Below are 23,404 nucleotides of genomic sequence, written 5' to 3'. Positions count from 1 at the left end.
ATTTTATTTTATGAAATAATTCCCTTTGACCGCAACTGTTCAAGCATGAAATCCATAATGGTATCTTCTGATGTGAATTCACTCTTATCCACCCAGGTGACTTCTTTTTCCCTCTTAAACCATGTGATCTGACGCTTGGCGAAATGTCTGGTATCACGTTTTAAGATATATAGGGCTTCATCCAGAGATGTTACACCATCCAGATAATCGAGGATCTCTTTATATCCAAGCCCCTGCATGGATATCAGATCTTTTGTATATCCCTGATCCTTTAATGCCTTTACCTCTTCGATCAATCCCTGTTTTACCATGATGTCAATTCGCCTGTCTATTCTATCATATAATTTTGATCTTGCATCATTTAACACAAAATATTCAAAATTATATGGAGAAATCCGTTTGGATTCTTTCTCGTTATGTTCGGAGATCGGGCTTCCTGTCTCTTTATAGAATTCCAATGCCCGGATCACACGTTTGCGGTTGTTATAATGAATGGCTGCGGCTGACGCCGGATCCACTTTTTCAAGCATCTGATGAAGGTAGAGATTTCCATGTTTTTCGGCAAGCTGTTCCAGATAAGTACGGTAGCTTTTATCATCGTCATTTTCATCGAAATGAATATCGTATAAAACTGCCTGAATATAAAAGCCGGTTCCGCCGACAATGACAGGTATCCGTCCTCTGGCATAGATATCATCCATCGCCTTTGTTGCAAGTTCTTTAAATAATACAACATTAAACGGCTCCTTCGGATCTAATACATCGATCAGATGATGGGGAATGCCATCCATTTCCTCCGGCATGATCTTGGCAGTTCCGATATCCATCTTTCGATAGACCTGCATGGAATCTGCAGAAATGATCTCACCATTTATTCTTTTTGCAAGACCGATCGACAGATTTGTTTTACCTACGGCTGTCGGTCCGGTTAATATAACAAGAGGCTTCATTTGCTGCTCCGTTTCTATATAAGTTTAATTACTAAACAATTCGTTTGAATTTCTTTTCCAGTTCTGTCTCTGTCATGGAGATCAGGGTTGGTCTGCCATGCGGACAGGTATATGGATTTTCAAGCTTCATCAACTGATCGATCAGGATGTCTGCTTCCTTAAAGCTAATGGAAGTATTCCCCTTTATCGCAGCTTTACACGCCATTGTGGAAAGTTTACTGATAAATGTATCAATCGTCTGCTTCTGTCCGTTTTCGGATAACTCTCCGATAAATTCCAGAAATAATTCTCTGCCGTCTAATCCGAACAGATTTGCCGGAACGGCTGACAGCTTGTATTCTTTTCCACCGAAACCTTCGATCTGAAATCCCAGATTCTGGAAAAATTCCAGATTTTCCCGTAAGAACTCTGATTCTGTTCCGCTCAAGGATACAATCGCAGGTGGCATCAGATACTGAGGAATGGCAGTCTTATTCTTATAGTTTGCCATTAATTCCTCAAATTTTACCTTTTCATGTGCGGCATGCTGATCCATGATAAAGAACTTATCTTCGTACTCGATCAGCCAGTATGTCTTAAATAACTGCCCGATGATCCGGTGCTTTTTCTTAGCTTCCGGTGTCAGGAATTTATCTTCAAACATATCCATCTGCTCGTATTTAATCTTAGCTTCCGATATGATCGGTTCCTGTTTCTTCTGTTCTGATGTTTCGTTAGTCTGTACACTCGTTTCAGCAGAATTTAATGCTGTCTTTGCCGGTTGTGTCAAATACGGAACAATATTTTCAGCAACCATATTATTTGTGATATTTTTACCAGACTGATTATCTTCTTTCAAATATTGGATTTCAACCGGCGAGTTGCTTCTGTTTTCCATCGTAACAGATGGTGTCGACGTTGGTTGAGCAGATATTCCTGAATTTGCCGGTTGCATTGGCATGCTTGGCTTTTTCTGCTGCGCTGGCCTTGTCGGCTGCGGAGGAAGCTCTGTGGCCCTCCGGTTTGTTTCGAATGGCTCCGGACGCTTCTCCACCTTTCGTTCTGCCAGTGTCTCCGGCCGCTTATCCTTTCCCGGTGTAACAGTCGGGATAAGTTCTTTAAATAACAGCGCCTTTCTGACACTGATATAAGTAAAATCATACATATCCGGTTCATTTATGAACTTCAATTCCCGTTTTGCAGGATGGATATTTACATCGATCAGAGATGGATCAATCTCAAAATTGATAACTGTAAATGGAAATTTATGAACCATAACAAAGGTACGATATGCATCTTCGATTGCCTTTGTTAATATATTGCTCTTTATATACCTTTGGTTTACATAATAATCTTCAAATGAACGGTTACCTCTGGATATACTCGGTTTTGCAAGATATCCTGTGATCTTTACCTGATCATTTGCTGCATGGATTTCCAGAAGGTTATTCGTAATATCTCTACCATATATATGATAGATGATCTCTTTTAGTCTGCCGTTGCCGGATGTAAATAGCTTATCTGTTCCATTCATAATAAACTTAAATGAAACATCCGGATGTGACATTGCCATACGACAGACAAGATCGTAGATATACGAGCCCTCTGTTGCAGGCGCCTTCATGAATTTCTTTCTGGCAGGTGTATTATAAAACAGATTTCTTACAACAATCGTTGTACCAAGCGGTGCGCCGATTTCCTCATTTGAGATCTCTTTTCCGCCGTGGATCTGGTATCTGGTTCCGGTAAGCGCATCTTCCTGCTTGGTGATCAGCTCTACCTGGGCAACTGCGGCTATACTAGATAACGCCTCGCCACGGAAGCCTAAGGATGCGATCTTTAACAGATCATCCGCCGTCTGAAGCTTACTGGTTGCATGACGAAGGAAGGCAACCGGAACTTCCTCCTTTGAGATACCACATCCATTGTCTGTGATACGGATAAAACTCATACCGCCTTCTTTGATCTCGATGGTGATCGCAGTTGCACCCGCATCGATGGAATTCTCCACTAATTCTTTTATAACCGAGCCGGGACGTTCGATCACTTCACCGGCTGCGATCTTATCAATTGTATATTGATCCAGTAATTTTATCATAGGTTCTCCTTAACGGATTCGCTCCTGTAATTCATTCAGATATAACAATGCTTTCATCGGTGTCATGTTGGACAGATCTGCATTCTTGATCTCCTCCAGAATGGCACTCTCTTCCGGATTTGCCAGAAATGACATCTGGGTATCGGAAGCACTTTTATGAAAATCATTTGTTATCTTGATATCTTTTAATTTCGTCGTTATATCCGTATCGATAAGCTGGTTGCAGATCTCATTTGCACGATTGATCACGATATCCGGTACTCCGGCAAGCTTGGCTACCTGAATACCATAGCTTCGATCCGCTCCGCCTTTTACGATCTTTCGTAAGAATACGATATCATCACCGTCTTCTTTTACTGCTATACAGTAGTTGTTTACAGAGGATAACTTACCCTCTAATTCTGTCAGTTCATGATAGTGGGTGGCAAATAACGTTTTTGCTCCAAGCAGTTCACTGTTACTAATATATTCCACAACTGCCCATGCAATACTAAGTCCGTCATATGTACTGGTTCCTCGTCCGATCTCATCTAAGATCAGCAGACTGTTCTTCGTGGCATTTCGAAGAATATTTGCGACCTCACTCATCTCTACCATGAAAGTGCTTTGACCGCTTGCAAGATCATCGGATGCCCCTACTCTGGTGAAGATACGGTCACAGATACCGATATTTGCTGAAGCAGCAGGAACAAAGCTTCCGATCTGCGCCATTAAAACGATCAGTGCCGTCTGACGCATATAGGTGGATTTACCAGCCATATTCGGTCCGGTTATGATCGATATCCGGCTCTCAAAATTATTCAGATAGGTGTCATTTGATATGAACATACCGTTGTTCATCATCTTCTCAACGACAGGATGGCGACCTTCTTTGATATCAATTACACCATCTTCGTTAATCTCTGGACGAACAAACTGATTGGCAGATGCCACATATGACAGCGAACAGAGACAGTCTAATAAAGCAATCTGTCTTGCTGTATTCTGCACACGCAGGATCTCACCCGCAATCTTATCTCTGAGCGCAACATAGGTTTCATATTCCAGTGCATATAATTTATCTTCAGAACCAAGAATCGAACTTGCAAGATTGTCCAATTCTTCTGTTGTATATCGTTCTGAATTTGCAAGTGTCTGTTTTCTTATAAAATATTCAGGTACCAGATCCTTATAGGAATTAGTCACCTCAAAATAATAGCCAAATACTTTATTGAACTTGATGCGAAGATTCTTTATTCCTGTCTTCTGCTTTTCCCGTTCCTCCAATTCTGCAAGCCATGTCTTGCCATCTGTCTTTGCTGATTTTAAAGTATCGATTTCTTCCAGATAACCATCCTTGAAAATACCGCCTTCTCGAATCAGTATCGGAGGATCGTCGTTGATTGAACGCTCTAACAGGTCATAAATATCCTGTAATTCATCCATTTTCTCATAAATATCTGCAAGAAGCCCATCCGGATAGATCTGTAAAAGCTGTCTGATATACGGCAGATATGAAAGGGATGTCTTAAATGCGATCATATCGCGTGGATTTGCGGATCGTAGGGAAATCCTTGTCATCAGTCGTTCCAGATCATAGATCGGGTTCAGATATTCCCGCATCTCATCACGATTGATCATATCATTATTTAACTGATCTACTGCATCAAGTCTTGCTTCGATATCCTTTTTATATATTAAAGGCTGCTCGATCATGCTTCGAAGCATTCTCGCACCCATTGCTGTCTTGGTTTTATCCAATACCCATAACAAAGAACCTCGTTTCTGTTTGTCACGAAGTGTCTCACAAAGCTCCAGATTTCTTCTGGTTGCGGAATCAAGAATCATGAAATCGTCGATGGAATACAGCACGATATGATTGATATGTGCAAGGAAATTCTTCTGTGTCTCATGCAGATACTGAAGCAGAACTCCGGAGGATAAAATACAGTCAGGGAAATCCTTCAGTCCAAGTCCGTCCATATTATTAACTCCGAACTGCCTCATAATTGCATCTTCACAGAGCATTTGATTGAAATAATGCTCCGGCGCTTCAGAAATGGAAATTTTCATTTTCTCCCTCAGATAAATGAAATCCAGATCACAATTCATGAAAGAATGATTGCCGATGATCTCGGCAGGAGAATATTTGTTGATCTCATCCGTAAGCTTTGATAAGGATGGAACTCTCGCTGTCTTAAACTCACCGGTCGTGATATCTACCAGTGAAATTCCGAATGCACCATTGTTTTCAAAAATACTCATCAGATAATTATTTCTTGTTTCATCAAGAATTGCATTTGACATATTGGTACCCGGTGTTACCACCCGGATAACCTCACGTTTAACTATGCCTTTTGCAAGCTTTGGATCTTCAACCTGTTCACAGATCGCTACCTTAAAACCATTCTCGATCAGCTTATTCAGGTAGACATCACAGGCATGATATGGAACGCCGCACATCGGTGCACGTTCCGGCTGTCCGCAGTCCCTTCCGGTCAAAGTGATCTCAAGAACCTTGGATGCGGTCAGGGCATCATCAAAAAACATTTCATAGAAATCACCAAGTCTGTAAAATAATATACAGTCCTTGTACTGATTCTTCACTTCCATATACTGCTGCATCATTGGTGTTAAAGCTGCCACTGTTTTTTACCCCTATTCTATAAATTCGGTTTATACAAGATTTCCCATATAATAAAAGCCTTTACATTCATCCAGCGAAACATCCCGGATCTCGCCGATCATAGACGGATCACCTTTAAAATGTACCAGAATATTATTTGACAGACGACCGGTTAAGAGTTCCTGATTCTGTTCGCTGACGCTTTCAATCAGTACAGGCATGACCTGCCCTTTATAACGGCAGATCTCCTCACCGCTGATCTCTGATACTCGCTTGATCAGGCGATCAAACCGGTTCTGGATCTCTTCCTTTGTTGCATGATCCTCAAATGTTGCTGCCGGTGTTCCGGTACGCTTGGAGTATATAAATGTAAATGCTGTATCAAACCTTACCCGATTCACTACATCCATTGTCTCTAAGAAATCTTCTTCTGTTTCTCCGGGAAAACCGACAATAATATCGGTTGTAAGTGATATTTCAGGAATCTGTCTGCGGATCTTGTCTACTAATTCCAGATAGGATTCCTTTGTATAGCGACGATTCATCTGATTTAATATCCTGGATGAGCCGGATTGCATCGGAAGATGGATGTGACGGCAGATCTTTTCATTTGCCGCGATCACATCGATCAATTCATCGGACAGATCCTTTGGATGGGAGGTCATAAAACGAACACGTTCGATTCCATCAACTTCTGTCACCTTCTGCAATAATTCGGCAAATGTCATCGGTTCTTCTAACGTCTTTCCATAAGAATTCACATTCTGACCAAGGAGCATGATCTCTTTTACACCCTCCTCTGAAAGCCGCTTAACCTCTCTTATGATGTCCTCCGGTTGTCTGCTGCGTTCTCTGCCTCTAACATATGGCACGATACAATATGTACAGAAATTATTACATCCGAACATAATATTGACACCGGACTTAAATGGGAATTCTTTCTTAACCGGAAGATCTTCCACAACAAGATTGGTATCCTTCCAGATATCCACTACCTGTCCGCCGGCTTCGATACGGTTGCAGTAGATTTCAGCCAGTTTAAATACATTATGCGTGCCAAATACCATATCTACAAATCGATATTTCTTTTGAATTGTAGCTACAACATCCGGTTCCTGCATCATACATCCGCAAAGCCCGATCATCTTATCTGGATGTGTCTCTTTGTCATGTTTCATGATTCCAAGATGTCCGTAGACTTTTCGATTCGCATTCTCACGGACTGTGCAGGTATTATATATAACAAGGTCTGCATCCTCAGAATCACTGCTTGTATATCCGATTTCTTCCAGAATACCGGTCAGCTTCTCGGAGTCTCTTACATTCATCTGACATCCATAGGTCTGGATCGAACAGGTCAGGTTTCTTCCTGCTTTTTTCGCAAGCTCCCGGTAATACCCCCTTGCTTTTTTTATAAAATAATATTGCCGAAATGGTTCTTCGGCAGGACAAGGTTCTGTTATATCGATTTTATCTATTTTTTTATCTATTTCATTAATCATATTTATTGTTCTCCATAAAGCTGTATATCTCTGACGGAGTCAGAAGCTGATCCGGTCTTTCGTCAAATGATTCGCATGAAATCTCCGGCAACACCTGATAATCATAGGCAAATGCAACCGCAGTAAGTTCCGGATGAAGCTTCATATAACGGTCATAATATCCACCGCCATATCCGATCCGATGTCCGTTTATATCAAATACAATTCCCGGGACGATCAGAATTCCTTCCGTCGGATGAAGCATCTCACAGCCGGCAGGCTCTAAGATGCCATACGCACCTACCTTTAGATCGCTCATTTCATGGATCCGATGAAAATGCATATGATCTCCGTATACCTTTGGCACAGCAACGACTTTGTCATCTGTAAGTGCCTGCTTTATAATCTCGACCGTATCCACTTCATTATCCTGACTGACATAGATCAGCAGATGATTGCAATCTTTATATTCATCTGAATTCAGAAATTGCTTCCTGATCTGCGCTGAAGCAACGGTCACCTGCTCCGGTGTTAAGGCACGTCGCTTTTGTTTATATTGTTTTCTTAGTTCTGCTTTTGTCTGTTCCATCATACTTTTTTTGTTGGATCGATATCTTCCAGCCTGGTAATACTACCATCCGGTTCTTTGATATCAATGTTATTTAATACACTTCTCAGATTCTGTTTCATGGCAAAAATGTATTCCTGTCTGAGATTTTTCTGTTCTTCCTTTTCAGCCGACGTAAGTCCTGCCGGAGTCTTGGATTTCTTATATAATTCATTGATTCTTGCAATCTTTTTTTCGTCCATTCTTATTCACCTGTTCATTTCTGTTATTTCGGAATCGGATACTGCTTCTGTTTGATCAGACCCATCTTATATATGTATATGATACGATGGTACATACTATATCCATTGCTACTGTAGATATTCCTTATGTGTAATGTATCTTACGACATCAAAATTCGGCTCTTTATATGCTTTAAATAAGGTTCCGACAGATTCACCATTTAATGCCCGACCGAGATTTCCTATATCATCTCCTGATAAAATAAGCATATCTGCTCCTGAATTTGCAGCAATCTTCGCCGCAGAAATCTTTGTCGTCATACCACCGGTTCCATATCCGGAGCCGGCGCCCTTTGCCATTGCTTTGATCTTATCGTCGATGCGTTCTACGACAGGGATCAATGTTGCATCCGGATTATTTCTTGGATCGTCCGTGTACAAGCCATCAATATCTGTTAATAATAATAAAAGATCAGCATTGATCATGTTGGCTACGATAGCGGAAAGGGTATCATTATCTCCAAAGTTTATATCCACTTCTTCAATTGCAACTGTATCATTCTCATTAACTACAGGAATAACATCCATTTGTAATAATTCATTAAAAGTATTTACAGCGTTATGTCTTCTTTCCTGAGATGTGATTACATCAAACGTCAGAAGAACCTGAGCTGCGATCTGGTGATATTCATAGAACAGACGCTGGTATACCATCATGAGCTGTCCCTGTCCAACTGCTGCACATGCCTGTCTGAGTGATGTTGTCTTTGGCTTTTTCTGAAGCCCTAACGACTTCGAACCAACACCGATTGCACCGGAGGATACCAATACAACATCCTTATCCTGATTTTTCAGATCGCTGATGATCCGTACCAGTTTTTCAAGTTTTATGTAATCAAGCCCACCCGTCTCCTCATGGATCAATGAAGATGAACCGATCTTGATCACGATTCTTTTTTTATTTTTTAAGTATAAACGATCTTCCATTTTAAATCTGAAACCTCACATTCTCTGATTTCCGGTTGATGCGTCCGGTATCATAAATTTCGACATAACTGCCTCAAAAACTTTTATTCCGTCAACGGCTGCGGATGTTATACCTCCCGCGTAACCTGCACCTTCTCCACATGGATAAATACAAGTATGTGCAGATGTCAGATCTGCATCGCGTAGTATCTTTATCGGCGAAGATGTTCTTGCTTCCACGCCGCTTAATATTGCATCATCATCTGCAAAACCAGATATCACCCGGTCAAATGACAAAACACCATCTATTATAGCATCTCTGATATACTCTGGCAAACAACAATTCAGGTTGGAAAACGTATAAGCCCCCTTTATGCAAGGCTTGATCTTGCCGGCTATTTCAGACATTCTGTTCATTCTAAAATCACCGAAACGTTGTACCGGAACTGCTCCTTTTCCTGCCTGATACGCCTTTTCTTCAAGCTCTCTCTGAAAATACATACCGGCAAGCGGATGATCTCCCGGATAATCTTCCGGCGTAACATTCACAACGATCGCACTGTTTGAATTATCCGCTTTCCGGTCACTGTAGCTCATACCATTGACACATATCCTTCCGGATTCTGAGGATGCATTTACAACGTAACCACCGGGGCACATACAGAAGGAGTAGACCGCCCGTCCGTTTGCTGCCTGATGCACCAGCTTATAATCTGCTGTCGGCAGTAAATCTTCATAATCGGGATGATATCCATATTGTGCTTCATTGATAAAGGTTCTTGGATGTTCGATTCGGAGTCCCATTGCAAACGGCTTCTGTTCCATCGGAATTCCACGCTTATAGAGCATTTCAAAGGTATCTCTTGCACTGTGACCAATCGCAAGTATCACCGCATTGCTTTTTAATTCATATGTTTCTTCCGGTTTCAAAAGCTTCTTTATATGTAAGAGCGTTGTCTCAGGATTTATCACTTCTATATCTGTTACAAGCTGCTCAAATCGCACCTCTCCACCCAGCCTTATAATCTCATTTCTAATATTCTTGACTACAGTCAATAACACATCTGTACCAATATGAGGCTTATTCACATATAGGATTGACGGATCTGCACCAAATTCGACAAATGTCTTAAGAACCGCAGTCCTTCTTCCTGATTTATCCTTAATTGCGGTATTCAATTTACCGTCAGAAAATGTTCCGGCCCCTCCTTCACCAAACTGAACATTACAGTTTGGATTTAACGGATGTTCCTTTTTCCAGTATCCATTTACACAGGCTGTTCGTTCATCAACTGCCATACCACGTTCCAGAATGATCGGTCGATAGCCCTCTCTTGCAAGAAAAAGACCTGCAAACAAACCTGCCGGACCGCTTCCGATAATAACCGGTCGATACTGCATCGGCATCGATCCATGCTCCGGGATTTTAAAATCCGTCCCTTTAATTAACATAATATTGTTATTGTGAACTTTTTTTAGGATTTTCTCTTCCTGATCACAGGACACATCTACAGAGGCAACATAATGGATTTGATCCTTCTTCCGGCTGTCAATCGATAATTTAGCCATTTTATAGGATAGAAAGCTATTTATCCTTAAACTTTTCCGGATTGCCTGTTCAATATCTTCGTTTTTGTATCCAATTTTTAACTTAATATTATTAATTCGAATCATAAATACTAAATCCCGCTTTCATCCCAGTTATGACCGCCCACATCAGATTATAGCCGCCGCAGATTCCGTCGGTATCCAAAAGCTCCCCTATCACATATACATGCTCCTGTACAGTAAGCTTCATAGTTTCCGGATCTATAAAACGAGTGTCTGCGCCGCCTCTTGATACCTGTGCATCTTCTGCTCCGGCTGTTGCTGTGACATGAAAGGTCAGTTTCTTTATTTGATCTGCCAGCTTCTGCAGTTCAACATCATTTAGTTCCGATATTCTTTCCTGTTTCCATCTGCATTGTTCTAGTATATAAGTCGCAAGTTTTTCATGTACAAAGCCATTCAGGCACGCCTGAAGCGACCTTTCCGGATTATTTGTCCGGAATTTCCTGAAATGCATATACAGATCAGCTTCATTTATATCTGGTACAAGATCCAGACAAAGGCTAACGCTCTCACCATCCTGCAGCATCTCCCCAGCTGTATGGCTGAGATTAAATATAACAATTCCTGATAATGATTGACCGGTAAACTGGACCTCGCCAAATTCCTGTGCGTGGATTTCGGAAGATGCATCCATTACTGTTACCAGTGCCTTTGAACGAACACCTGCCAACCCAGACATCTTTTCTTTTACCTGAAGCTTACAGAGTGCTGGTTGAAATGGATAATACGGAATACCCAGTTGATCTAACAGACTACAGCCTGCATCTGTACCACCAAGGGCAGGTGCTGCAGCTCCACCACATGCAAGAACTATATTTCTTGCATAATATTGTCCCTGATCCGTCTGAATACAATATGTATGATCGGATTGTTCTTCCAGACCTATAACGGTTTCTCCGGTATGAACCTGGATCTGATTTTTCTTCAGACGGTCGTTGAACGCCCAGACGATCGTAGATGCCTGTCTGGACATTGGATAATAATATCCGTGTTCATCGTTGACAGCTACACCAAGCTGTTCCGCAAATTGATTTACAATCTGATAATCCTTTGCTCCGATCACCTTATATGGGAAAAATTCATTTTTACTGTTATAACATTCCAGACGAAAACTGCTGTTTGACAGATTACATCTGCCATTTCCGGTTGCATATAGTTTTTTTCCGATCTTTTTATTTTTCTCAATGATCAGTACAGAACGCTTCCGGGTCTGATCTGCTTTATGCTGAAACTGTTTGTAAATATCTGCATCCGTTGCGCAGATAGCTGCAGTCATACCAGAAGCACCTGCACCTGCTACGATCAAGTCATATATCATTTTTATTTACTCCTTTTAAACCATCCATATTCTAGCATTAACTGGAACATGATTCAAGAAAAGTAAACAATTCTTTCTCTTTTTGAAATTTAATACCATTTATGATCCTGTTTTTTAGAATGTTGTCCAGATCCTTGATCCGGATATCGGTAAATTCATACAAACTGCCATTTGCTGTAAAGACCGCTACATATCCATTTAATTCATTTACCAGAAAACGATACGACTCCGCCGCCACCTGTGTGGAAGCATCTTCGGACAACGATCGTTCTCCGGTTGTCGTTCCATATGTTGGTGTTTTTTCTTCTGATGTTTTTTCTTCTGAAATTGGATTGTATTGAATCTCTTGTCGTTTGCCGGATCGTCCTTTGCCTGTTATTGTTTCTACGGCATATGAATCATCCGAAAAGCTGTCAGTTTTCTGGTATATCGTATAGGAACAGCAAAAAGCAAGCAAAAACAGAATGAGCATCCCACCAAGAATCAATAAAATTTTTTTCACAGATAATCACCTCTTATCATGATTATCTGCACATCCATCAGATCTATGCAAAAAACAGGCTGGTAATTATTAGCTTTTACCTGCCTGTTTTCCTTTTTTCTTATATATTTATTTGTTTATTCCCATGTTACGCTGTCAGCTTTGTCTTTTTCAAATACTGTCACCCATGTTTTTCCAGGATTCAGCTTTAATTCATTGCCGTCCTCTGTATAATACTTTGTGATCGCATTTTCAGATGATTTTTTCCATGTTACAGGAACGATCACTCCATTGGAAGCATAAAGTCCGGTTCCTTCACCAACCAGATCAAGCTGCTGTCTGTCATGATCATCAATGCTTGTATAATGAGCAAACTGGATCAGGACATTTTCATACTTAAGCTGATCACCTGTATTTCCATCTGTCTGTTCTCCGCCATACTGGAATCTGTAGTAGAGGCCATCATCTGCATGATATTCAAACCAAGGTGTTGTGTAATTGCTGATCGGAGTTGTAATCTTTTCTGCCTTTTCGCCGCCAGCAGGAGCTGTGATCTCTTCATTAAATGAGAACACACTCTTGAAACTATCGCTATGCTTTGTTTCATATCCTTTTTGTTCGATGCCGGCTTTGATCTTTTCTGTATCTGTAAATACATTATGTGGTGATACCCTGTCAGATGCTCTGTAGTATGTTACTCCACCTTCTGAACTTAAACCACTCAGATTATTGATTCCTGAGCTTGAAAGTTTTTCCTCACCCTGTGGGGACTGACCGTAATGCATATAGATTGCATCATATTCCATAGCAACGGTTACATAATATGGACGGCAGCTTCTGATTGATCCAAGTTTTTCAAGATTGGAATAATCGTTAAAAATACCAAGCAGTCTGGTGATTCCACCTTCTACCTTCATCTCATAAACGATATCTGCTTTACCTATATCGCACTGTGGCATAGCGTCAGAAATATTATTTAACATAACTGCGATCGGACGACCGTACTCTTCCGTCCGGTCTGTAACCCATTCGCCAGTCAGGTCGTTATATACGCCCTCATGCTGTACTTCTGTTGCTGCCTCTGTGGTAGCTTCTGTTGTTGCTTCTGTCGTTGTGGTTTCTGTGGTTGCTTCTGTTGATGTCTCTTTCTTACCACATCCCATAACACCAAGTGATAAAACTCCTAATGCTGCTAAAGCAATTGCATATTTAGTTTTCTTCATAATCCCTTGTGTATCCTTTCTCATTAAGTATTTGTTCCTGAAGATCTTCCATCTGTTTGCGCTCTTCTTCATCTATATGATCATAACCAAACAAATGAAGCATACTGTGCGCTACCAGAAATGCCAGTTCTCTGGTGTTCGAGTGATTGTAGCTTTCTGCCTGTTCATATACGCGATCCATGGAAATAATGATATCTCCAAGCATCAGTTCTCCGCTTTCCGGATTGAAATAATCACAGGTATCCCCGTCTACAACACTAAAATCTCCCGGTTCTTTATAATCAATCAGAGGAAATGACAATACATCTGTCGGTGCATCGATATTTCTCTGACAATTATTGATAGTCTGTATGCCCGAATTATCTGTGAGCAATACATAAATCTCACATTCATAAGGACACTTTATAAAATCCAGAGCCTGTCCGATCACTGTTTCGATCACATGTTCATAATCAGGGATCTGGATTTCTCCATATTCATTTTCTACATTTAATGACATTGTATTTCTTACCTTTTTCTTTTATTATTTCGGTTCTCTCCGTATCGTCTGCCATCGTTTTGGTTACGATTTTCCTGCTCCGAACGCTGTTTTTTCTGCCTGTTCTGCTTCTCCTCGTAAACCTCATATGCATTTACGATCTTCTGTACCAGCGGATGTCTTACAACATCAAGACTTGTCAGATGGCAGACACTGATTTCTTCGATATTTTTGATAACGGTCAAAGCTACTTCCAGTCCCGATCTTGTCTCAAACGGAAGGTCCTTCTGGGAAAGGTCACCGGTAATGATTGCTTTCGATCCAAAACCAATACGGGTTAAGAACATCTTCATCTGTGCCGGTGTTGTATTCTGTGCCTCGTCCAGTACAATATAAGCATTGTCCAGTGTACGTCCCCGCATATATGCAAGTGGTGCTACTTCAATCAGACCTTTTTCCATATTCTTGGCAAAGGACTCCGGTCCCATGATCTCATATAATGCATCATAAAGCGGTCTTAAATAAGGATCGACCTTGCTCTGCAAATCTCCCGGAAGAAATCCAAGCTTTTCGCCAGCTTCAATTGCCGGACGTGTCAAAATGATCCGGTTTACTTCACCATTCTTAAAAGCAGTGATCGCTTTTGCCATTGCGAGATATGTTTTACCGGTTCCAGCAGGACCTACACCGAATACGATCATGGATTTATCGATTGCATTTACATATGCCTTCTGTCCATGTGTTTTTGGTTTGATCGGTTTGCCATTGATCGTGTGACATATGATATCCCGATCCAGATCAGCAATATTTTCCTGTGTTTCCTGAGGGTGATCCTTAGACATGGCGATCGTATAATCAACCTTCTGTTCATCGATCGCAGTACCTCTGGCTGCAACTGCAAATAACTGGATCAGTACATGAACCGCCTGCTCCACGTCTTTTTCTTCTCCTGAAACCTTCAGCTTATCATCGCGCAGGATCATAGAAACATGAAATGCTTTTTCTATTTTTTTTGCATGTACATCAAATTGTCCAAATACATTCTGAACGTATTCGGACATAACTGTAATTGATTTGCTGAATTCACTCAAGCGTCTGTTCCTCACTTATAATCTGTAATTCATGCGGAATCCCGATCAACTGTCTTACGGTTATATCTCCTTCCGCAAGACATTCATCTCCGCTATTCGTTATTTTAACATTATTTTCTATTATTTGCACCCCTTTTTCTTGCAAATTGCCAATATAACGACTTAATTTTTCTTTTACTGACGCAGCCGCCGCTTCCATGGATACTGTTTCTTTTTTTAACCGGTACTCCTTTATTGTGTATGCTTCTATCTGAAATGGCAGGTAAAAATTCTTACCTATATGAAGCCGGCTCGTATCACTGAACAAATCATATTCTTCGAAAGAGCATTTTGGTACATAAGGGGTAAGGCTGTACTGAAATGCACCAAAGGAATAATAGCTCTTTTCATTTCCTGTATATTCTTTGGAATAGCAGGATAACGGAACTGTATCTTTGTAATGATATACACAGATTCCATATACAGTTCCTTCTGCAGATACATAATTTGTATCCAGAACTTCATTATTATCATCATACAGATAAACTGCACCAGAGATCAGGATATCGCCTTTCTTCACATCATCTCCAGCCTTTACTACCGGTGTTCCGGATGCTGTTACGATCTCCGTGATCGTACAGTCCTGTGAAGCAATGATGTTGCATGGTTCTTTCATGGAGGTATCCGTAAATACATTCAATGTTTCCGTGATCTCCACCGACAGCTTTGTTCCCGTAAGCGCACATGATATCCAGGCGATATCTTCAAAGTCTTTCCGGAGATTTTTCTCCAGCTCTGCGCAGTCTACTTTTGACTTTGGAGTTCCGGTCTGCACATAATATTCATTGATATGTTGTAGTATCTCATCCGATGTATAATCTGATTCACCGGAAACGGAAATTTCCCATATAAATAACGATTGAATATAGATCAGAACAGCAAACAAGATAAACCCAGCCACAAACGGAATTCTTTTTTTATTTTTTCGAATAAACTCGCGAATACCATATACTCTTAGAACCTCTACATCACTTCCTGTTTTCCGTGCAGGTTCTTCCAATCGTGCTATATCCTTTGAAGCAGTAAAAAAGAATATTTCATCTTCTTTCTGCTCCAGATTCCAAAGTTTAATATCTCTGGCTTTGCACAGATTTACAAAACGGTTGATATGAATGCCGCGAAGATGAATTTTTGCAAATCCATACAGATACCTTAATATAATATCAAACATCCGGTTTCCCCCTTCTATGTACACAATATTATTCATAATTGATATATAGAATGTTGCCTGATATCTTCAGTTCTTCCGGACAATAATATTCAATTTTCAGGCAAATTCCATTTATCGATATGGTATTCTTTTTTGTTTTTACAAGGATCTGGGTATCCGAACAGGATATAATACATTTATAGTTTTCAATATAGATAATGTGATTATCATGAATTGTGATTTTGGATGAACTTTTTTTTATGTCCGGTGTGACATCCGGCACATCATATAGACTGTTATGATTAAATGGAAGCTGCATGATATGATACCCAACTAGCTTTATATCTATATTATGTTGGTTGGGTATCGGATTATGACTTACTCTTTATTCTCTTTAAGATTATGGACACAGATAAAGTTTACCAGGACTGCATTTCCTACAATCAATCCATAGGTGACTGCCTTTAATATATTTCCGGTCATATCTCCAAATGCAAAAATACTGAAGATCAATGCTCCCCATGAAAAGATCATTGCGAGAATGTTAATTGCATTTTTCATATTTGTTTGTCCCCTTTCGTTTTCGTATATTAATTTTATCATATATTATAGTGATGTTAGCGTCAACTTTTTTGCGTAAGTGAGCCAAGCACAGATAGATACTTCCGCAACCACAAGAAAATTACTTTGTAATTTTCTCTTTTTTGCGTCTGTAAGAACATTTCATGTTCTTACACCGCACCATCTCGCCTGTCGGCTCGATGCCGCTCGTTCGCCAAATACAGATTTTCGTGTAAACACGAAATCTGTGCTTGGCTCACTTACGCAAAAAAAGAGTACCGATTGCTCGGTACTCAAAAAAATCATATTTACTAATCCAAACTATAGATTATTTATATTTGCGCTTTCTAGCTGCCTCTGATTTCTTTTTACGTCTAACGCTTGGCTTTTCGTAATGTTCTCTCTTACGAATCTCCTGCTGGATACCAGCCTTCGCACAATTTCTCTTGAATCTGCGAAGAGCGCTATCTAATGTTTCGTTTTCTTTAACTATTACATTTGACATTCTCTCACCTGACCTCCCTCCAGTTGTGTACTATGCTAATAAAATAACAACTGTTTGGGTATTATTTAAGCACGAAGTCAATTATAACATATATTATTGAAACGTCAACAAAAAATTTTATTATTTTCTATTTTTAGGCATTTAACTGTTCTTTGGCTATTTCTACTGCTTTTGCAAGTGCATCTGCAATACCGGCAGGATTCTTTCCCCCGGCCTGAGCCATGTTTGGACGACCACCGCCGCCACCGCCTACAAGTGCTGCAGACGCTTTGATAATATTTCCTGCATGTGCTCCCTTCTTTACAGCATCGTCTGTTGCCATAGCGATCAGATTTACCTTACCATCCTTGGCGGAAGCAAGAACGACAACCGATGTTCCAAGCTTGTTCTTGAAATCATCTCCCAGATTACGAAGTGCATTCATATCTGTATCTTCTACGCTGGTAGCAAGAACCTTTACGCCATTTACATCTACTGCATCAGCAAGTGCATCTCCGGCAGAATTCTTTGCCAGCTTATCCTTTAACTTGGAGTTTTCAGATGTAAGAGCTTTGATCTCAGCGAGCATTGTCTCGATCTTTTCAGCCAGCTTTGCAGGTTCAGCTTTTGCTGCCTTTGCCGCTGCTTTTAATTCATCTTCCATCTCTTTATAATAATTAAATGCGCCAACAGAAGTCAGTGCTTCGATTCTTCTTACTCCGGCAGCAACACCCATTTCAGAGATGATCTTAAATGTACCGATCACACCGGTATTTGGGACATGAGTACCACCACAGAACTCAACAGAGAAGTCATCCATAGATACAACTCGAACCTTCTCGCCGTACTTGTCGCCAAACAATGCCATAGCACCTGTCTTCTTGGCATCTTCAATACTCATAACCTCTGTCTTAACCTTAAGATCTTTATCGATCTGTTCATTTACGATTGCTTCCACCTTGGCGATCTCTTCAGGAGTCATAGCCTGGAAATGTGTAAAGTCGAATCTTAAACGGTCTTCTGATACATATGAACCAGCCTGTTCTACATGATCACCAAGAACCATCTTTAAGGCTTTCTGGAGCAGATGTGTTGCGGAGTGGTTCTTACAGATCAGTGCACGTCTGTCTGCTGTTACAGAAAGCTTCGCTGTGCTTCCATTCTTTAATTCACCGGATTCAACATAGCCAAGATGTGCGATCTTATCACCGGCAACCTTGATCGTATCTTTAACAATGAAACGTCCGCTCTCTGTCTCGATCACACCAGTATCACCGATCTGACCACCCATAGTAGCATAAAATGGTGTCTCTGCTGTGATGATCGAACCGTTTGTGCCTTCGGAAATAACATCAACCAGTTCGGATGTTACCTGATCGCCCTCTTTATATTCTGCTGTTATGGCAATGATATCGGAAGATGCTTCTACCTTGTCATAACCGATGAACCTACTTGTAAGAGCTGTATCGATATCTTCATAAATAGTTGAATCTGCGCCCATGTAGTTTGATACTTTTCTTGATTTACGAGCAGTCTCTCTCTGCTTGTCCATAGCCTTATTAAAGCCTTCCGTATCAACCTCGATTCCCTTTTCTTCCAGAATCTCTTTTGTCAGATCAAGAGGGAAACCATAGGTATCATATAACTTAAATGCATTTTCGCCATTTAATACTTTTTTGCCGCTGTTATTTAACTCCTCAACGAAGCCGTTCAGAATTGATAAGCCCTGATCGATCGTCTTATTGAAGTTTTCTTCTTCTGTATTGATACAGGTAAAGATATGTGCTTTCTTTTCTTCCAGCTCCGGATATGCATCCTTAGAAACCTCGATTACTGTCTTTGAAAGTTCTGCAAGGAATCTGCCTTCGATACCAAGTAATCTGCCATGTCTTGCTGCACGACGGAGAAGACGTCTTAATACATAACCTCGTCCTTCATTTGATGGAAGGATACCGTCAGATGCCATAAAGGTAACAGAACGGATATGATCAGTAATAACACGGATCGAGACATCTGTCTTCTCGTCTTCCATGTATTTCACGCCAGCCATCTCACATACTTTATCACGCAACGCTTTGATCGTATCAACGTCAAAGATGGAATCTACATCCTGAACAACAACAGCCAGACGCTCCAGTCCCATACCGGTATCGATATTCTTCTGAACCAGTTCTGTATAGTTGTTATGGCCGTCATTTTCAAACTGGGTAAATACGTTGTTCCATACTTCCATGTAACGGTCACAGTCACAACCTACTGTACAGCCGGGCTTACCGCATCCGTACTTTTCGCCTCTGTCATAATAGATTTCGGAACATGGACCACAAGGACCTGCGCCATGCTCCCAGAAGTTATCTTCTTTCCCAAAACGGAAAATTCTCTCCGATGCAATTCCGATCTCTTTATTCCAGATATCAAATGCTTCGTCATCATCCTCGTAGATAGATGGATATAAACGGTTCTCATCTAAGCCTACAACCTTGGTCAGGAACTCCCATGACCATGAAATTGCTTCATGCTTGAAGTAATCGCCGAATGAGAAGTTACCTAACATTTCAAAGAATGTACCATGTCTTGCAGTCTTACCTACATTTTCGATATCACCGGTACGGATACACTTCTGGCAGGTGGTCACACGTCTTCTTGGAGGGATCTCCTGTCCTGTAAAGTAAGGCTTTAATGGTGCCATACCTGAGTTGATCAATAACAAACTATTATCATTATGTGGAATCAGTGAGAAGCTGTTCATCTTCAGATGTCCCTTGCTCTCAAAAAATTCCAGAAACATTTTTCTTAACTGATTTACGCCATATTTTTCCACTGTTTTCTCCTCCTACCTTCTATCAGCCAGTTCTTTGGTAATATCAGTCCAACTGACACCTCTTTCAACCATAAGAACCATAAGGTGATACAGGAAATCTGATATCTCATATTTTATTTCATCTGAATCAGGATTCTTGGCAGCAATTACAATCTCTGTTGCCTCTTCGCCAACCTTTTTCAGTATTTTGTCAATTCCTTTGTCAAACAGATAATTTGTATAGGAACCTTCCTTTGGATGATTTCTTCTGTCAACGATAATATCGTATTCTTCTTCAAATACCTTTAACGGATTGGTATTATCGTATTCCTTCTTAACCAGATCCGTAAAGAAACAGGTCGGGCTGCCGGTATGACAGGCTGCACCGATCTGGGAAACCTCTGCAAGCAGGGTATCTTTATCACAGTCTAATTTTAATGATTTTAAGAACTGGAAATGACCGGATGTCTCCCCCTTTGTCCAAAGCTCCTGTCTGCTTCTGCTGTAATATGTCATTCTGCCGGTTGCGATCGTCTTTTCAAAGGATTCCTTATTCATGTATGCCATCATAAGAACTTCCCCGGTCTTATAATGCTGTGTGATACATGGAATCAGCCCGTCAGAATTCAGCTTGAATTCATCAAAGGATACTGCACTTTCAAATGTATTAACCGGAATGCCTTCTTTTCTGCATTCCTGCTTTATCTCCATTATATCCATTTGTTTCAGATTATATAAAGAAATGGATTCAGCATTTGTCTTTTCAAGCATCTCACAGATTGCTTCCCCATTTGTTGAATAGGTGGAAACAATAACAGGAAGTGCTACACGGTTTTTGATCTCATTTACGATATCCATATATTCAGGAACCATATTATTATGTAATAACAGGAGCTCACCTGCTCCGAGTTCCTTAAGCTGCTCTGCATAGGCTACAGGCTCTTTACATTCGCTCAGGTCAATCGTTACGATGATACGTTCTGAACCAAAACGGTCAGCGGCTTCCGTTACAAGCTCCGGTGTATTTAATGCTGCTGATTTCATACAAACCTTGGAAGCACCTGCATATAACATCTTCTTGATATCTTCCAGTCTTCTTACTCCACCACATGCGATCAATGGAATATCGACATTCTTGCAGATCTCTTTGATAACTGCAATATTCGCTTCTCTGCCTTCCTTTGTTGCTTTACTGTCAAAATATGCAATCTCATCTGCACCGGCATCATTATAGAACTTTGCCATTTCAAGTGCATTCTCAAGATCCAGACATGGAATAATTTTCTTATAACTCATAGTACCTCCTTAAAGTGAACCTTTGGTAGATAACACTTTACCATTTAATCTGTCGTCTATAGAAGTTGCTTCATCTAAAGCTTTTGCAAATGCCTTAAAAGCTGCTTCGATGATATGATGGTCATTGGAACCAGAGAACTGTTTCAGGTTCAGATTCATCTCCGCACCATAGGATACTGCATAGAAGAATTCCTTTACCATCTGTGTATCAAAATATCCAACCCGCTCTGTTGTAAGGTTCAGATCATAAACAAGATATGGTCTTCCGGAAAGGTCGATCGCACACATAACAAGCGTTTCATCCATAGGAAGAAAGAAATTACCGAAACGCTTAATGGATTTTTTATCTCCAAGCGCACCTTTGATCGCTTTTCCAAGAACAATTCCCGTATCTTCTATCGTATGATGACAATCCACATACAGATCACCCTTTACGGTCAGATTCAGATCAAAAAATCCGTGCTTGGCAAAGCTTGTCAGCATATGATCGAAAAATCCGATACCGGTATCGATCTTTGCATCTCCCTTTCCATCCAGATTTAATTCCAGAACAATATCTGTCTCGCTGGTTTTTCTTGTGCATTTTACTGCTCTATCCGCCATATCTTTTCTCCCTTGTTTTTATACATTTTTCTTCCGATACTTTGGCAACTACAAGCACAGGCGGACTGATAATACAGACGCCTGTGCAATCTTGGTTTCATATTATACCACTATTCAAATCTTACTGCAATAGAATTAGCATGTGCTGTAAGTTGCTCTGATTTTGCAAAGCTTTCAATGTCTTCATGTACTTCTTCAAGAGCTTCTCTGGAATAATAGATGATGCTTGATTTCTTAATGAAGTCATCCACACTTAACGGGGAGAAGAACTTCGCTGTTCCGTTTGTTGGAAGTACATGGTTCGGTCCGGCAAAATAATCACCCAGTGGTTCGGATGAATATTCACCGATGAAGATCGCACCGGCATTCTTGATCCTTGTCATAACATCAAATGGATTTGCAGTTACAATCTCCAGATGTTCGGAAGCAATTGCATTTGCTGCTTCAACCGCATCTGCCATATTATCAGCTAATAAGATATAGCCGTATGTATCAATGGATTTCCGAATGATCTCTTTTCTGGATAATACCTTTATAAATTCATCGACCTGAGCTGATACCTTTTCGGCAAGTTCTTTTGAAGTTGTGATCAGAATGGCGGATGCCATCTCATCATGCTCTGCCTGTGATAACAGATCGGCTGCAACATATCTTGGATTTGCTGTCTCATCTGCAATTACAAGGATTTCGGATGGACCTGCAATCGAATCGATGCTGACATGTCCGTATACCGCACGTTTTGCAAGTGCAACGAAGATATTTCCGGGTCCTACGATCTTATCAACCTTTGGAATGGATTCCGTTCCATATGCAAGAGCCGCGATTGCCTGTGCGCCGCCTGCCTTGTAGATAGCAGTCGCACCGGCTTCATTTGCTGCAACCAGTGTAGTCGCATATACTTCACCCTCGCTGTTACAAGGAGTGGTCATTATAATATTTTTAACACCTGCTACCTTTGCAGGCATAATGTTCATCAATACGGAAGATGGATACACAGCTTTTCCACCCGGTACATATACTCCGACAGATTCCAATGCTGTTACCTTCTGTCCAAGCATGATACCCTTCGGATCAGAATCAAACCAACTGTACTGACGCTGTTTTTCGTGATAGGTGCGAATGTTTTCTTTTGCTTTTCTGATAACCTCGATCAGTTTCTCATCTACCTGTGTATAAGCATATTCAATCTCTTCTTTTGTAACCAGAACATTTCCGGCGTTGATATCTGCTTTATCAAACTGCTTGGTATATCCAAATAATGCCTCGTCTCCACGATCTCTGACATCATTTACGATCTTCTCTACTGTATCTGCATAAGATCCGAAATTGCTTGGGCTTCTTTTTAACAGATCCTTTAAAATGTTCTTTCTGGTTTCTTCCGTCAGATTTACAATTCTCATT

Annotated in this window: 21 protein-coding genes; all 21 read right to left on the bottom strand. The window is 40.7% G+C overall.

Annotated features, from left to right (window positions below; genetic code table 11):
* Positions 1–8: 8 nt before the first annotated feature.
* On the bottom strand, positions 9–950 hold the full coding sequence (miaA, locus tag OCV60_RS03715; protein ID WP_118674542.1) for a tRNA (adenosine(37)-N6)-dimethylallyltransferase MiaA: 942 nt from the start codon (positions 948–950) through the stop codon (positions 9–11).
* 31 nt (positions 951–981) lie between these two features.
* Positions 982–3,027, bottom strand: coding sequence for a DNA mismatch repair endonuclease MutL (gene mutL, locus OCV60_RS03710; RefSeq protein ID WP_262529340.1), 2,046 nt, complete (start codon positions 3,025–3,027; stop codon positions 982–984).
* Between the two features lie 9 nt (positions 3,028–3,036).
* Complete coding sequence (gene mutS / locus OCV60_RS03705; protein ID WP_117784854.1) at positions 3,037–5,652, bottom strand: DNA mismatch repair protein MutS; 2,616 nt, start codon at positions 5,650–5,652, stop codon at positions 3,037–3,039.
* 30 nt (positions 5,653–5,682) lie between these two features.
* A complete protein-coding gene (gene miaB, locus OCV60_RS03700) occupies positions 5,683–7,134 on the bottom strand; it encodes a tRNA (N6-isopentenyl adenosine(37)-C2)-methylthiotransferase MiaB (protein ID WP_173783609.1) in 1,452 nt (483 codons plus the stop codon).
* Positions 7,127–7,705, bottom strand: coding sequence for a 5-formyltetrahydrofolate cyclo-ligase (locus tag OCV60_RS03695; RefSeq protein ID WP_262529338.1), 579 nt, complete (start codon positions 7,703–7,705; stop codon positions 7,127–7,129). Before OCV60_RS03695 ends, miaB begins: the two co-directional genes overlap by 8 nt.
* Positions 7,702–7,923, bottom strand: a complete 222-nt coding sequence (locus OCV60_RS03690; RefSeq protein WP_021943851.1) for a DUF896 domain-containing protein — start codon at positions 7,921–7,923, stop codon at positions 7,702–7,704. Before OCV60_RS03690 ends, OCV60_RS03695 begins: the two co-directional genes overlap by 4 nt.
* A gap of 108 nt (positions 7,924–8,031) precedes the next feature.
* A complete protein-coding gene (gene proB, locus OCV60_RS03685; RefSeq protein WP_008400827.1) occupies positions 8,032–8,889 on the bottom strand; it encodes a glutamate 5-kinase in 858 nt (285 codons plus the stop codon).
* Positions 8,890–8,904: 15 nt separating this feature from the next.
* Positions 8,905–10,542, bottom strand: coding sequence for an NAD(P)/FAD-dependent oxidoreductase (locus OCV60_RS03680; protein ID WP_262529336.1), 1,638 nt, complete (start codon positions 10,540–10,542; stop codon positions 8,905–8,907).
* The gene (locus tag OCV60_RS03675) at positions 10,529–11,797 is read right to left on the bottom strand and encodes an aminoacetone oxidase family FAD-binding enzyme (protein WP_262529335.1); all 1,269 of its coding nucleotides are present in this window, start codon (positions 11,795–11,797) and stop codon (positions 10,529–10,531) included. The genes OCV60_RS03680 and OCV60_RS03675 overlap by 14 nt, the downstream gene beginning before the upstream one ends.
* A gap of 37 nt (positions 11,798–11,834) precedes the next feature.
* Entirely contained in the window at positions 11,835–12,299 is a 465-nt protein-coding gene (locus OCV60_RS03670) for a hypothetical protein (RefSeq protein ID WP_021943848.1), read from the bottom strand.
* Positions 12,300–12,415: 116 nt separating this feature from the next.
* Positions 12,416–13,501, bottom strand: a complete 1,086-nt coding sequence (locus OCV60_RS03665; protein WP_117807572.1) for a DUF3048 domain-containing protein — start codon at positions 13,499–13,501, stop codon at positions 12,416–12,418.
* Complete coding sequence (ybeY, locus tag OCV60_RS03660; protein ID WP_021943846.1) at positions 13,488–14,000, bottom strand: rRNA maturation RNase YbeY; 513 nt, start codon at positions 13,998–14,000, stop codon at positions 13,488–13,490. Before ybeY ends, OCV60_RS03665 begins: the two co-directional genes overlap by 14 nt.
* An 8-nt stretch (positions 14,001–14,008) precedes the next feature.
* Positions 14,009–15,070 (bottom strand): PhoH family protein, encoded by a 1,062-nt coding sequence (locus tag OCV60_RS03655; RefSeq protein ID WP_021943845.1) that lies wholly within the window; start codon positions 15,068–15,070, stop codon positions 14,009–14,011.
* Positions 15,063–16,280, bottom strand: coding sequence for a sporulation protein YqfD (gene yqfD / locus OCV60_RS03650; protein WP_021943844.1), 1,218 nt, complete (start codon positions 16,278–16,280; stop codon positions 15,063–15,065). Before yqfD ends, OCV60_RS03655 begins: the two co-directional genes overlap by 8 nt.
* Positions 16,281–16,308: 28 nt before the next feature.
* Entirely contained in the window at positions 16,309–16,578 is a 270-nt protein-coding gene (locus OCV60_RS03645; protein ID WP_008400817.1) for a YabP/YqfC family sporulation protein, read from the bottom strand.
* A gap of 59 nt (positions 16,579–16,637) precedes the next feature.
* Positions 16,638–16,820: a hypothetical protein gene (locus tag OCV60_RS03640; RefSeq protein WP_021943843.1), complete on the bottom strand. Its 183-nt coding sequence runs from the start codon at positions 16,818–16,820 to the stop codon at positions 16,638–16,640.
* A gap of 328 nt (positions 16,821–17,148) precedes the next feature.
* The gene (gene rpsU, locus OCV60_RS03635) at positions 17,149–17,325 is read right to left on the bottom strand and encodes a 30S ribosomal protein S21 (protein WP_008400815.1); all 177 of its coding nucleotides are present in this window, start codon (positions 17,323–17,325) and stop codon (positions 17,149–17,151) included.
* A gap of 133 nt (positions 17,326–17,458) precedes the next feature.
* Positions 17,459–20,125 (bottom strand): alanine--tRNA ligase, encoded by a 2,667-nt coding sequence (gene alaS, locus OCV60_RS03630; protein WP_021943842.1) that lies wholly within the window; start codon positions 20,123–20,125, stop codon positions 17,459–17,461.
* A 12-nt stretch (positions 20,126–20,137) separates the two neighbouring features.
* Positions 20,138–21,400, bottom strand: a complete 1,263-nt coding sequence (hisIE, locus tag OCV60_RS03625) for a bifunctional phosphoribosyl-AMP cyclohydrolase/phosphoribosyl-ATP diphosphatase HisIE (RefSeq protein ID WP_008400812.1) — start codon at positions 21,398–21,400, stop codon at positions 20,138–20,140.
* Positions 21,401–21,409: 9 nt separating this feature from the next.
* The gene (gene hisB / locus OCV60_RS03620) at positions 21,410–22,003 is read right to left on the bottom strand and encodes an imidazoleglycerol-phosphate dehydratase HisB (RefSeq protein WP_117784862.1); all 594 of its coding nucleotides are present in this window, start codon (positions 22,001–22,003) and stop codon (positions 21,410–21,412) included.
* Between the two features lie 110 nt (positions 22,004–22,113).
* Entirely contained in the window at positions 22,114–23,403 is a 1,290-nt protein-coding gene (hisD, locus tag OCV60_RS03615; RefSeq protein WP_021943840.1) for a histidinol dehydrogenase, read from the bottom strand.
* Between the last annotated feature and the right edge of the window lies 1 nt (position 23,404).

Origin of the sequence: Coprococcus ammoniilyticus (assembly GCF_025567345.1) — a bacterium.
Classification (GTDB): Bacteria; Bacillota; Clostridia; order Lachnospirales; family Lachnospiraceae; genus Coprococcus; species Coprococcus ammoniilyticus.
Note: the sequence above shows the minus strand (reverse complement) of the source record. Positions and strands in the feature narration are given on the sequence as shown.